12 protein-coding genes are annotated in these 13,494 nt (G+C 40.5%); 3 read left to right on the forward strand and 9 right to left on the reverse strand.

Annotated elements, in window-relative coordinates:
• Positions 1–320 precede the first annotated feature (320 nt).
• Positions 321–1,199: an SAM-dependent methyltransferase TehB gene (gene tehB, locus HMPREF0848_RS05850; protein WP_008535284.1), complete on the forward strand. Its 879-nt coding sequence runs from the start codon at positions 321–323 to the stop codon at positions 1,197–1,199.
• A 124-nt stretch (positions 1,200–1,323) separates the two neighbouring features.
• Here the strand turns inward: tehB and HMPREF0848_RS05855 are convergent, their stop codons facing one another.
• Positions 1,324–1,992, reverse strand: a complete 669-nt coding sequence (locus HMPREF0848_RS05855) for a DUF4767 domain-containing protein (RefSeq protein WP_008535285.1) — start codon at positions 1,990–1,992, stop codon at positions 1,324–1,326.
• A 561-nt stretch (positions 1,993–2,553) separates the two neighbouring features.
• On the opposite strand from HMPREF0848_RS05855, the gene HMPREF0848_RS05865 reads away from it, so the two are divergent.
• The gene (locus HMPREF0848_RS05865) at positions 2,554–3,381 is read left to right on the forward strand and encodes an exodeoxyribonuclease III (protein ID WP_008535287.1); all 828 of its coding nucleotides are present in this window, start codon (positions 2,554–2,556) and stop codon (positions 3,379–3,381) included.
• A gap of 73 nt (positions 3,382–3,454) precedes the next feature.
• Complete coding sequence (locus tag HMPREF0848_RS05870; RefSeq protein WP_008535288.1) at positions 3,455–3,934, forward strand: QueT transporter family protein; 480 nt, start codon at positions 3,455–3,457, stop codon at positions 3,932–3,934.
• Between the two features lie 38 nt (positions 3,935–3,972).
• On the opposite strand, the gene HMPREF0848_RS05875 is transcribed toward HMPREF0848_RS05870, so the two are convergent.
• From HMPREF0848_RS05875 to HMPREF0848_RS05915, 8 genes are all read right to left on the reverse strand, one after another.
• The gene (locus HMPREF0848_RS05875) at positions 3,973–5,601 is read right to left on the reverse strand and encodes a hypothetical protein (RefSeq protein WP_008535289.1); all 1,629 of its coding nucleotides are present in this window, start codon (positions 5,599–5,601) and stop codon (positions 3,973–3,975) included.
• A gap of 106 nt (positions 5,602–5,707) precedes the next feature.
• On the reverse strand, positions 5,708–6,697 hold the full coding sequence (locus tag HMPREF0848_RS05880; protein ID WP_008535290.1) for a helix-turn-helix transcriptional regulator: 990 nt from the start codon (positions 6,695–6,697) through the stop codon (positions 5,708–5,710).
• Between the two features lie 84 nt (positions 6,698–6,781).
• Entirely contained in the window at positions 6,782–7,417 is a 636-nt protein-coding gene (locus HMPREF0848_RS05885; protein WP_008535291.1) for a hypothetical protein, read from the reverse strand.
• A 609-nt stretch (positions 7,418–8,026) separates the two neighbouring features.
• Positions 8,027–9,040 carry a diacylglycerol kinase gene (locus HMPREF0848_RS05895; RefSeq protein WP_008535295.1) on the reverse strand — a complete coding sequence of 338 codons (1,014 nt, stop codon included), beginning with the start codon at positions 9,038–9,040 and terminating at the stop codon, positions 8,027–8,029.
• Positions 9,041–9,049: 9 nt separating this feature from the next.
• On the reverse strand, positions 9,050–11,008 hold the full coding sequence (gene ligA, locus HMPREF0848_RS05900; RefSeq protein ID WP_008535296.1) for an NAD-dependent DNA ligase LigA: 1,959 nt from the start codon (positions 11,006–11,008) through the stop codon (positions 9,050–9,052).
• 50 nt (positions 11,009–11,058) lie between these two features.
• The gene (locus tag HMPREF0848_RS05905) at positions 11,059–11,568 is read right to left on the reverse strand and encodes a QueT transporter family protein (RefSeq protein WP_008535298.1); all 510 of its coding nucleotides are present in this window, start codon (positions 11,566–11,568) and stop codon (positions 11,059–11,061) included.
• 87 nt (positions 11,569–11,655) lie between these two features.
• Positions 11,656–12,615, reverse strand: coding sequence for a YihY/virulence factor BrkB family protein (locus HMPREF0848_RS05910; RefSeq protein ID WP_008535299.1), 960 nt, complete (start codon positions 12,613–12,615; stop codon positions 11,656–11,658).
• Between the two features lies 1 nt (position 12,616).
• Positions 12,617–13,477, reverse strand: a complete 861-nt coding sequence (locus HMPREF0848_RS05915) for a methionyl aminopeptidase (RefSeq protein WP_008535300.1) — start codon at positions 13,475–13,477, stop codon at positions 12,617–12,619.
• Positions 13,478–13,494: the final 17 nt, after the last annotated feature.

Here is a 13,494-nt window from a genome sequence, read left to right on the forward strand (position 1 = left end):
CTGTTCGTGATATTTTCTTACGCTTTTTAGTGTTATGTAAGTATTTTGCTGATTTTTTTGGTAGAATAGATAGCGTAAAGAGAGAACGAATGAGTTTGAGATAAATATTTTATCATTTAAAACTTATTGTTCTCATGAACGTTTTTTGATAGTCTAGGAACCCTTCTTAACATTTATACCTATCTTCCCCAAACACTTTTCCCCATTCCTAGATTATCAGTTCTCTCACAATAAAAGCGTCTAGCTCCCCCAGCTAGACTTTTTTTCTTTTCCAAACTTTTGCTATAATAGAACCATACCTATTGAAAGGAACTCACAAAATGACTATAGATCAGCAACTTCTTTGCTATAAACGTCTCCCAAACTGGACAGCCACTACTCTTCCAGAAATGGTGACTCAAAAACATAATACGAAGGTAGGAACATGGGCTAAACTGACCATCCTGTCTGGGGCTCTTCATTTTTACGAATTAGATGAAGAAGGACAGGTTACTGCGGAACATCTCTTCACACCTGAAACAGATATTCCTTTTGTAGAACCTCAGGCTTGGCACCGCATCGCTGCTGCTTCAGAGGATTTAGAATGCTACCTGTCTTTTTATTGCAAACCTGAAGACTACATGGCTAAAAAGTATGATACTAAGGCCCACTCTGAGGTTCTTGAGGCCGTGCAATCTGGCTATATCAAACCTGGTCGCACTCTAGACCTTGGTTGTGGTCATGGTCGTAACGCTCTTTATTTAGCGTCACTTGGACATGATGTCACTGCTGTTGACATTAATAATGAAGCTACCCAACGTATCCAGATGATCGCTGATGAGGAAAATTACAATGTTAGAGCTGGTTACTACGATATCAACCTTGCTGCTCTTCCAGAATCAGAAACCTTTGATTTTATTCTCTCAACAGTGGTCTTCATGTTCCTTAATCCTGACCAAATTCCGGCTATCATCAAGAATATGCAAGAGCGTACTGCCCTTGGTGGTTACAATTTAATTGTCTGCGCCATGAATACTGAGGAGCACCCTTGTACCATGCCTTTCCCATTTACCTTTGAAGAAGGCGAATTGAAAAACTACTATAGCGACTGGGAGCTTGTCAAATACAATGAAAATATTGGTCACCTTCACCGCTTAGATGAATATGGTAATCCAATTGCCCTTCAATTTGCGACTATGTTGGCTAAAAAGGTTAAATAACACACTACTTAGAAAAGTGAATATCAAAGATATGTAACTCTAACTAGGCAGGTGGTACATAGAGTTTTCTCATCTTGCCTTTCTTCACACTAAAAAACTAGGTTTCCAATTGGAAATCTAGTTTTTAGTTGCTGACAATATCGGCGTATGCTGATTTGAGATTTTCATTTCCTGTTTCTTTGACGTAGTAAATGCTACCATTAGTAGTTGATGAATAAAGAACAACTGGTGTTCCATCTCTTTTTATGGAGAAGAAATAACGGTGAACGGTCGTACCCTGCCAACGCTCATATACTGAAACAATAGTGTACTCAGAACTGCTATTCCCATTTGCAGCATAGGTTGCGTCCACAACCTGATCACGGTCTGACCCCCAATGGATAGGAATAGTGGAGGCTTCTTTGGTAATTTCCTGATAACCAGGTTGATTCATCTGGTTACCCCAAGAAACCATTAAATTAGCAAGACGACTTCCTTTATCATTGGTCCAACGTGGATTTTCACTCGCCGAAGCACTAGAATTGTCACTTGATATTCCCGTTGATGCGAAAAGCGTGCTAGCCATTGTAGAAGGTCCCTCAGAATGTTGATGTGTTGTCCCTGAAATCAGACTAATTCCTATGGCAACAACGATTGCTAATAGAGAGCCCAGAAGAATATAGATATAATTGTAATTTTTCGAGACTTCAATAAGTCCAGACTGATAAGCCAGTTGTAGTTCATCAGGTTTTGGCTTACGTCCCTGAACTTGCTCAAAACGGCTTATCCATTCTGCTTCTGACAGCTTTCGCATGATTTTCCTCTTCTCTTTATCATTTCACCTTTCATCCTATCATAGAATGCCTTTGATGACAATAGTGTTAAGGATATGAAACTTGCTGTTAACAAGACGATTAAGGATTTAGAAGAGCGAACAAATCCAGACAAAAGAGGAAAATCAAAATACCCATGACTAGTAGGATACTAATCTTATAGCCTAGTGGATTCCTAGGATTTAAACCGGTCCCAAGGCCAATCCTACGGAGGACAAATAAGGGTTCTGAAGGAGACTGATTAAGGCTGTAGCCTAAGAGGTACCTTAAATAAAGCAGGAAGCAGAAACTCACCCCCGGAAAAACGACCAGAGGAAGCACTAGCCCCTGTGACCACCAAATCATGATTGTAAGGATGATTTGCAGCAAAAAGAGAACCCAAAATAAATAATAAATGCGTGTTTGTTTTTTCATTGATTGTCACCTCTCAATATAAGATAAATTATACTCCTCCAAGTTGTTCTTAACAATCCCATAACTCGCCTGACATCTTATTTTCTGCTACAATAGATAAGAAAAATCCAAAGAAGGAAACTGTACACATGAAATTAATTTCTTGGAATATTGATTCCCTAAATGCCGCTCTTACTAGCGATTCTGCACGCGCTCAATTATCACGCAAAGTCATCGATACCTTGGTCGCTGAAAATGCAGACATCATTGCTATTCAAGAGACAAAATTATCTGCTAAAGGTCCTACCAAAAAGCATCTGCAAATCTTGGAAGACTACTTCCCTGACTATGACAATACTTGGCGTTCATCTGTTGAACCCGCCCGTAAAGGTTATGCTGGAACCATGTTCTTGTATAAAAAAGAATTGACACCAGTCATTACTTATCCTGAAATCGGGGCGCCTTCAACTATGGACTGTGAAGGGCGCATCATCACTCTCGAATTTGACAATTTCTTTGTGACACAGGTCTACACACCAAACGCTGGCGATGGCCTCAAACGTCTGCTTGAACGTCAAATCTGGGATGAAAAATATGCGGATTACCTAGCTGAATTGGACGCTCAGAAACCAGTCCTTGCGACTGGCGACTATAATGTTGCCCACAAGGAAATCGACTTGGCCAATCCTTCAAGTAATCGTCGTTCACCAGGATTTACAGATGAAGAACGTACTGGCTTCACCAACCTCCTTACCAAAGGTTTCACAGATACCTACCGTCACCTCAATGGCGACGTTACAGGAGCCTATACATGGTGGGCCCAACGTAGCAAAACATCTAAAATCAACAATACAGGCTGGAGAATCGACTACTGGTTAACTTCAAACCGTATTGCCGATAAGGTCACAAAATCAGACATGATTGACTCTGGTGATCGCCAAGACCACACGCCTATTGTCTTAGAGATTGACTTATAAAATAACTCTAGACCTAAATCCCTAAAAAGAGTAGAACTACTACTCTTTTACTATACCCAATTAAGGAGAACTAATGAAAACTAAACTGAATACCACTCAAAAACTCGTTCTGTCAGCTATTATCATGGCTCTTTACATCGCTATTCTCTTTGTGTCACAAGCCATTTCCTTTGGTGCTGTCCAAATGCGTCTGGCCACGGCTTTATATGGATTAACCTATATTTTCCCATTTTTGGTTGTCCCACTCAGTCTCGCAAATGCTATTGCTAACTCATTTGGTGGTCTAGGATTGATTGATGTTGTCGGGGGATTCTGTGCCAGCTTTCTGGCAACTGGTAGCATCTATCTCATCCGTAAAACTAAGCTGTCTAGCTGGTTTATCATTCTCCCAATCCTACTCGTTCCATCCTTAGTGGTGCCAATCTGGCTTAGTGCCTTGCTCAAACTTCCTTATCTTGCTCTCGTTTTCAATCTCCTCCTAGGACAATTAGTACCAGCAATCTTGGGAGCTGTCCTTGTAAGAGAGTTATCCAAACGTGGATACAAAGACTAACAAAAATATCTCTGCAATGTGCAGAGATATTTTTGTTTTTAGTAATGATATGCTCTTTCGTAAGCTTCTTTTGGTGTGAGTTTGTCGCCGAAGATAAGTAAACGGTAGTCAACATTAGTCGGGTCTTTTTGATAGTCATCAACCCAATCTTGGTCCATTTCGAGATAAAGATTATAGGTTCCCAACTCAGTTGTAACAGTCCCCACCTCATAAAAATTTTTGTAACGCTTTTGGTTATCCGATTTTTTCAATTTTTCATACTTATAATAGGTTCTGCTAAAGTCCATGAATTGGAATTCTTTTTTAGCCTTTCCAGAGCCCGTTGTTACCTTAATTATCCCCTTGTTATTGGCTAGGTGTAAATCATAGATATAGTCGCCATGATTATTTTCATAGAAAAAACCTGAGGTTTTACTCTCATTACCAGATAAAATCTCAGTATTTACAAACTTAGCAGCCTGCCAAGACAGAGGCACACCTTCATACTCACCATCATCCTGCAATCCTAGAAGTGACCAATAATAGCCAACATAAAAGGTATTGGACTTATTACGATCTGTCACCAATTCACCCACCATCTTAAGGTTTTCAGCACCGAGTCGGTAAGGGTTAGAAAGGTAACCAAAGACTGGGAAGAAATAAATGACAACCGTAAAGGTCAAGAGGGTCTTCATATTAATCTTATTGATTGCCCAGAAGAAATAAGCAGCTGAGAACAAGAGAGCGTAAGCAGCACCGTAGCTAAACTTATGAGCGTGAGCAATCAAGAGCAGAATAAAGAAAATAGGTTGGATAGGACGAATCTTGTGGTAGATGATAGAGAAAACATCCTCCTTGTCTTCCTCCGATTTGAAAATCAAAGACAAGACAATGGTCAAGAGAACAAAGAAAGCACCAAAACCGAAACCAACATCATTGGGACGGAAGAAATAAGCCAAAATGGACATATCCATCACCAAAAGCCAAACGGAAGCGAATTTGATTATGTTACTACCAAATTTTTCAGCTGTTTGACTAGGAGCCTTCAGAGGTACCTCAAAAGCCCTTGCAAGAGCTCTCTCTTTGGCCAAACGTTCAGCTTCTATTGCCACCTTCATTTCCCTCGTACGGCGCTCCTTCTGAAAATAATGAGCAATCTTAGTCGGTTCGTCCTGCCGTGACTTAGTGATACTTATAAAAAGCAAATATTGCATGGCAAAGATAAGGGCTGTGTTCCCACCATATTCCAAGAAAGAACCATTCCAAATACTAGAGACAACCGCAAAGACAATATAGCCTCCAATCGACACTAAAATAGTGAGAAGCAGGTGAATCCAACGAAAACGGTAGGTGTACTTATCCATTATATCCCGTCCTAAAAAACTGTCACGTGGGTAAAGATACCAAATGACGAAAATAAGTTCAATAGCCTGAACGGCTGTTAGAAAACCAACATAATTGAAACCAAAAATAGCCGCAACAACATTGATAAGATAGGAAATAATGGCCAAAACTCGCAGGCTGGTGCGCTTAGACAATAGTCCGATACTCATCAGGGTAATGGTTGAAAAGGCAGAAAATCCAGCGCCCATCTTATCATCAAAGATAAACACATTGACAAAGGCAAAAATCAAAATCCCCAAGAGAGTCATAACCTGTCTTTGCATTTCTTTTTTCTTTTCTTTCATACTTTCCCTCCTTATGAAAATGATAGCGTTTCCACAAATCTATTTTAACACAAATAGAATCTCCTTGTCCTAAACAAAAAGGCTTTCAGTCGCCTGAAAACCTTTTTCACTTGTTATCTATTGTTTCAATCTTTAGAAAAACGAAATCTCCATCAAAACGTTGGATATACTTTTGGAAACCCAATAAACTAAAGGTTTCAATCTCATAGCGAACCTTGTCAACACCGTCATTAGTCGTCTCTTCAAGAAGATTTAGTTTGGGAATATCAGACTCCAAGACATCACGGTAGAGACCCGTATATTCAAAAGTAATGCGAACCCATTCATTTCCCGAAAGCATTGAGAAAGCCTGATAGCGCACTTGCTCGTCTGTAATCAAACGATCCTCTTGCTCTGGACTAAGCGTGAATGCGACCTTATTTTCCGATTTATGAATAGTCTGGAAACGATCCACACGGAAATAACGGATTTCAGAGAACTGATAATCACAGGTAAAGTTATCATCCAATTTATAGGAAATACAGTAAAAATAGTGGTTGTCGAAGATAACAGAAATCGGAAAGACCTTATATTCCTCCACTTTTTCTCCAGGTTTACGATAACTGAAAGCCAAGGGCCGTTGGTCCACAATGGCATCAAAAATCGCTGAAATAGCTGGTAAGAGTGACTTATCTTGATTTTGATAAATCTTCAATTCTTGATAACTATCTAGCTCTAACTCAGTCAATTGCTTGATACGTCTGCGTTCCTTGTCATCTACAGCCCTCTCAACAAAGATGTTAATAATTTCTGATACCTCATCTTTTCGAAGGGCACGACTCTCCAAAAGAATTTTAGACAAGATAACTGCTTGATTATATTTCAGATTACCATATCCTTGCTCATATTGGGCATGGTAGGAACCATATTTCCTAGAATATTTTACTTTCATATTAGGACGTAGCTCTGACAAATTGTCCTTAAGTTCGCTAACATCCTCTTTAAGTGTACGCTCGCTAATGCCAAAGCGAGCCAGATAGTCCGTTTTTGAAATGTCATTTCCCTTTTCCAATTCGGACATAAAATACAAGAGACGTTTGGTTTTTGATGCTGTCATTATAAAATCCCCCTTTATAATTGAATCTCTTATTACTAAAAAAATTGCTGTCTAATGAATAATTATTTCATTATCATAAGTCCTTCACCAAGAGTAACGAGAAGCAGAATTATAACTCAGATAATAATCCTTCTTCTCCTCATTGTACTCAAAAGATAGTCTTGAAAATTTTGCTTTCTCAATAGAGCTATTCTGATCAGTATAATCAAGATCAACTGTCTTATGCATAGCTCCTGAAGAATGCACGCTTATGCGCCTCTGTGCACTGTCTGCCTGAGGGTGTTCCCTCACTACCTCAGACAAGGGTGTTGCTGGCCCAAAAATTTCTTGGTCTTTAGTGCGTAACCGGTTAAGCTGTTCTTTTGTCCAGTCACTACTATAATTATCAACTACCGTGACGCCATCAGGTGGATAAGTCGCTGTCCCACCATCATAAACATATTGACCTTCTTTATTTTTGACAAAAGTGAGATCAATATACTCTTTTTCATCTCCCCGGCTATATTCTCCCTTTAAACCACTGGACTCCAGCACGACATATTTTGGCTTTCCGTGGCGTTTAATAATTGAGCACAGTGTATCTTTCTTAGGCTTCAAATTCTCAAAGTCTTCTTCAGTCCAGTTATAAGCTGCAGACGCATCCTCGTAATCCTGAGGATCATCACTATCAGCTTTATTCTCCGACTGAGATGCCTGCTGAATCACCCTGTATTTTTTCATGGTTTCTCGATAAATAGAACAGCCCAAAGTGGCAATGAATATTAGCCCAATCAATGCAAGAACAATGGACGCCCAGAGAAACCTTCTCAGTTTTAGCCCTAGCCTGAGGATAATGATAGAAAGCACGAAGCAGGCAATAATCACAGCTAAATACAAGATTACTGGCTGATGCTTTCAAGATAAAATAGCTGATACCAAGCTTACGAGTAAAAGTATCATTGGAGAAACAAAAGTGAGAAAGACATACCGCTTTTCAGCTTTTTCCTCCTGAAAAGCAGACTCGAACTCAGGTCCTTTGTCACTAAAAGCCGACTCAAAAGAATTCTCACTCTTTATTATGTCATTATCATTGAAATGACTGTCCTTTTCCTTATTAAGCTTCTCACCCCTCCCCAAGATACACTCCAGAAAAATTTACTGGTTTTTACTATTGTAACAAATGAAAACGTTATTTTCTATAGAAATACTAAAAAAGCAACCTGAAGCAGGTTGCTTTAGAAGGTAGACAGACGATTTAAATGTGTCAAAAACTAAGAAGGCGACACATGATTTGCAATAAATCCTTGCTTTACAATCGAAGTTAGCATAAACCGAAATTCTGTCTGTCATTTAATCATTTTCAATTTTTTCAGCTTCGCTACTGAATTTTTGTGCGATGGCTTCGAGAGCCAATTCATCGGTGTCAGGAAGCGTGATGGCATCGTCAGAGATTTCATCAATATTTGCATAGAATTCAATGTGATTCTTAAGATTTTGCAGATGAATAGGGGCGTCTCCACCATATTCTCCATCGAGATTAATCATCATACGATCTTCACCTAAGGGCTCGATATCTAGCGAACTGGTTTTGATATAAGCAACTCTCTTATCATAGATGTGTTTTCCACCTTGAAGAACCTGTCGAATAAGGTCAACCAGCTCAAAAAGGTTGGCTGTTTTAACCATGATTAGGGTAAATTTACCATCATCCAGTTTAGCATCCGGAGCAATCGTTTCAAAACCACCGACCGAATTAGTCAGGGCAACGAAAATCATAGAAATGCCCCCTTCAAAGACGCCCTCATCATGTGTAATGCGAACTGGAACCTTCTTAACTTGAGGCAAGAGCTCAGCTCCTTTAACCAGATAAGCCAAGTAACCAAGAACCGTCTTCAATCGACTAGGCACACTATAGGTTAATTCGGTAAAGGAACCTGCAGCCGCAATGTTGATGAAGTATTTATCATCATAGGCACGACCAATGTCCATCTGCAGGGTTTGTTTTTTGGCAATGACTTTGGCTGCTTCAACAGGATTCCCTCTTGGAATCTTCAAAGCACGCGCAAAGTCATTCGTTGTTCCTGTTGGAATCACTGCCATTTGTGGGCGCATTTTGAGCGGAGCAATCCCAGAAACCACTTCGTTAATCGTTCCATCACCACCGGCAGCAATAACCAAGTCGAAACCTGCTTTAGCGGCACGAGTGGCCTCATTTTTGGCTGAGTTTTCATCTGGTGTTGTTTGAAAAGCTGACGTTTCAAAACCAGCACCTTCCAAAATATCCAATACCTCAGCAACATTTTTCTTCATAATTTCTTGCCCAGATGTTGGATTATAAATTAAGCGGGCACGTTTTTGTTTCATATTGAACTCCTATAAATTCAGCAACCAAGCCTCATCCACTACATCAATGCCTAGGCTTTGTGCTTTTTCCAACTTACTTCCAGCATCACTACCGGCAACCACTAAATCTGTTTTCTTAGAGACAGATCCTGTCACCTTGGCACCTAAGGCCTCTAGTTTTGCTTTTGCTTCGCTACGTTTAAGATGTTCCAATTTACCTGTCAAAACAACCGTCTTTCCAGACAAAATGGCATTGTCTGCAACTTTTTGCCCAAGATAGGCCATATTAATGCCATAGGATTCTAGTTCTTTCAAAAGAACTTTAACCTCCTCCTTGACGAAATAACGTTGAATAGACTTGGCGATAACCTCCCCTAATCCATCGACAGCTGCAATGGCCTCAACATCAGCGCTTGCCAAATCCTTGATCGTTTCAAAAGCTTCCAGCAACTGCTTACTTACTTTAGCACCGACATGACGAATGCCCAAACCATAGAGTAATTTCTCAGCAGAGTTTTCTTTTGACGTTTGAATGGCAGCATAAAGTTTCTCGGCAGATTTTTCCTTGAAGCCTTCTAGCTGGAGGAAATCCTGGCTGTTCAATCCATAGATATCAGCCACATCCTTTACCAATTCAGCTTGAAAGAGCTTTTCAACCACTGAAGGTCCCATACCTGCGATGTTCATGGCATCACGGGAGGCAAAATGAATCAGGCCTTCTTTGATCTGAGCAGGACAAGAAGGATTGATACAACGAAGGGCAACTTCATCTTCAAAATGCAAGAGACCACTGCCACAAGATGGACATTGCGTCGGCACTTCCATCGGCTCCTGTGTCGTACGCTTACTTTCTACTACACGGAGTACAGCAGGGATAATATCACCTGCCTTGTAGACAATAACGGTATCACCGATACGAATATCTTTTTCAGCAATATAATCCACATTGTGAAGGGTGGCTCGACTAACTGTGGTCCCTGCCAATTGTACCGGCGTCAAATTAGCCGTCGGCGTTACCACACCCGTTCGACCCACTTGCCAGTCCACAGAAAGAAGCTCGGCTTCCTTTTCCTCAGCCGGGAATTTATAAGCAATAGCCCAACGTGGTGCCTTAACTGTAAAGCCTAGTTCTTCTTGCATGGCCAAACTATTGACCTTAATGACAACACCATCAATGTCGTAGGCCAAGTAATCACGATCCTGACCGACAGCTTGAATAAAGTCCCAAATCTCATCCATCGATGAAGTGACAATACGACGTGGATTGACTGAAAAACCAAGTTCTGTTACCTCATTCAAGACATCATTTTGCGTCAAGCGTTCCGTCGGACTGGCTTCCTGATAAAGGAAAGTCGCCAAACGACGCTTAGCCACCACTTTAGTATCCAATTGACGAAGGGTTCCTGCAGCAGCGTTACGAGGATTGGCAAATTCTGCCTCACCATTTTCTTGGCGTTGGGTATTGATGCGTTCAAATTCAGCACGTGGCAAATAACATTCCCCACGCACAGTAATATTAAGCGGTTGATCCAACTTCAGTGGAATATCTGAGATACGCTTGACATTTTCAGTGATATTTTCACCAACTGAACCATCACCACGTGTCGCACCGACTTGTAGAATACCATTCACATAGGTCAACGAGATAGAAAGACCATCGATTTTGAGTTCAGCCATATAATCAGCATTAGGAAATTCGTCCTTAACTCTCTTATCAAAGGTATCCAGTTCTTCTCGAGAAAAAGCATCCTGCAAACTATAAAGGGGATACTCATGTTGGTATTTCTCAAAACCATCAAGGACCAAACCTCCCACACGATGAGTCGGACTATCTGCTTGAACAAGCTCGGGGTGCTCAGCCTCTAAAGCTACAAGTTCACGATAGAGCTTATCATACTCGGCATCTGATACCGAGGGATTATCTTCAGTATAATACTCTTTTGCATACTGGTTAAGTTTGGCAACCAGCTCTTTCATTCGTTTTTCCATAGGAACATTTTATCATAAAAGCAACAAAAAACGCCTTTACAGACGTTAATTTAGGAAACAAAATCAATCACTTTGGCTAATTTTTTGATAAGAATGGCACCGACCAAGAGTGAAGCCAATTCTCCCATAGCTACAGAGAACCAAGTTGCCCAAAACGGAGCATGAGCCACCAAGGTCAACTCAGCAGCAATAGTCACCATGAAAAATGAAAAATAAAGGGCAAAATAGATCTGGGCCTTGTCAAAAAGGCCTCCAAAAATATCTTGATTCTTAAAGCGGTCAAAGAAATGGACACCTGAGCCAACAAAAACCAAGGTTGAGAGACTACCAACGACCACATCAATCATGTTAAAACTAAAGAAGTTGGCAATCAAACATCCCAAGGTCACAGCAATGATATACTTGCGATTATAAAATCCCAAAAGATTAAACATTTCTGCAATTCGAAACTGGTATGGACCATACGAAATCAGATTAAAAGGTGGCACAATGGTCAAGACCACGTAAAGTGCTGCCACAATAGCAATATGAGTTAAATCACGAATAGTTTGATGTTTCATTTTTCCTCTACAATCTTTCTATTTTTTCTTTGACAAGGACTCATTCCCGCCAAAAGAGCCTGGACCTCGCCAAGCTCTCTTTAGCATCTAAGAATTGTCCTCGTCTTTTTTGTGTTTTGTGCTATCATTACCATCTCCTGAAAAACTATGAATAATGGTAAGCACATCTCCTCTTCGGCTGTGTAGTTCACCTTGTTTAAGTTCCTGATAGGTTGCGTTAAAAATAGCCCCTAGAATCAAAATCCTTGCTAAAAAGATAAACCAAAGCATGAAGACGAAGATCATAATTGACCCGAATAACTTGATATCAACCAATCGACTCAGCGTACGAATCACATAGGTCCCAAACAAATTGCTCAAATACCCAATCACCAAGGTTGTAAAAATAGTCCCCGGCATGATATAACGGATTTTTCGAATCTTCACATTTGGAAGAATGAAATAAAGTACCATGACTCCCAGAAATACCACTGCAACGCTCAAGGGCTGAATACTATTCAAAATCAATTGAGTCAGATTAGACCCAATAGGATAGGTCTGATTGATAACTCGAAGGACCGACTGAACAATTGTGGATAACATAAGCGCAAAGGTCAGCAAAAACAAGATAACCAAACTCAAGAGTCCACCAATGATATGACTGATAAAGACATCTCGGTGTTCTGAGGCACCATATACCTTATTAATGGCCTTTTGAAGTGATGATAAGGACTTAATCATGGTCCAAAATCCTGTCAAAGAGGCCACTCCCAATAATTGTCCAGAAGGTGTGGAGAAGACATCCTTGACAACATTGGCTGCAGGAGCATAAAACTGCTTGGGAAGATGCTCACTCATAAAATTCAAGAGATCAGTGGTATCAATATTCAGATAGGGAAAGACATTGGCTGCAATGACAATGAGCGGAAAGACCGTCAAAATCAAATAATAAGCCACGGCAATGGTAGAAATATCTATCTCTGCACTACGATAATGTCTAAGGTAAACCTGCAAAGGTCGCCATTGAAGCCTATCTAGGAGACGGGCCATTATGCCTTGTCGTTTCATACTAATAAGTTCTTTCTTGGCCTTGAGAAGTTAAAATGACTGGACCATCTTTGGTAATCACAAATTGGTGTTCGTATTGGCAGGAAAGACCGCCATCAAGCGTTTTATGTGCCCAACCCGTTTTAAGGTCTGTATCAATTTCCCAAGTTCCTGTGTTAATCATTGGCTCGATGGTCAAGACCATTCCTTCTTTAAGGCGGAGACCACGTCCAGCTACCCCATAGTTAGGAACCATTGGCTCTTCGTGCATTGTTGGTCCAACACCATGTCCAACCAAATCACGAACAACCCCGTAACCACGACTTTCAGCATATTCTTGGATAGCTGCACCGATATCACCGATACGGTTACCAACTACCGCGTGTTCAATACCAAGGTACATAGCCTCACGAGTTACTTCCATAAGGTTTTTAACTTCATCAGAAGGTGTCCCAATCGCATAAGCCCAACATGAGTCAGCCAAACCACCAGTGTAAGATTCTGTGTATTTTTTAACTTGAGCAACATTGTCAAAGTTCAATTTTGATACATCAAGAATGGATTTGTCAAGAGGTTCTGACAAGACCATATCAACTTTCAAAAGGTCGCCATCTTTTAAAGTATAGTGACGTGGAAAGGCGTGTGCTACTTCATCATTAAGGGAACAACAAGTAGCATAAGGATAATCCATAACGCTTCCTTCAACTCCAATTTGAAGAGGAAGAACATTTTCTTCTTTACAGCGACGACGCACATACTCTTCTACTTCCCACATATCCACTCCTGGTTGCAAGAGGTCACGTAGACCAATGTGGATGCTGGCAAGAAAATCTCCTGCCTTATCCATTGCTTCAATTTCACGTGCTGATTTTAATGTAATCATTGTTTTCTCCGTTTTCT

The sequence above is a fragment of the Streptococcus sp. C150 genome (assembly GCF_000187445.1).
GTDB lineage: Bacteria > Bacillota > Bacilli > Lactobacillales > Streptococcaceae > Streptococcus > Streptococcus raffinosi.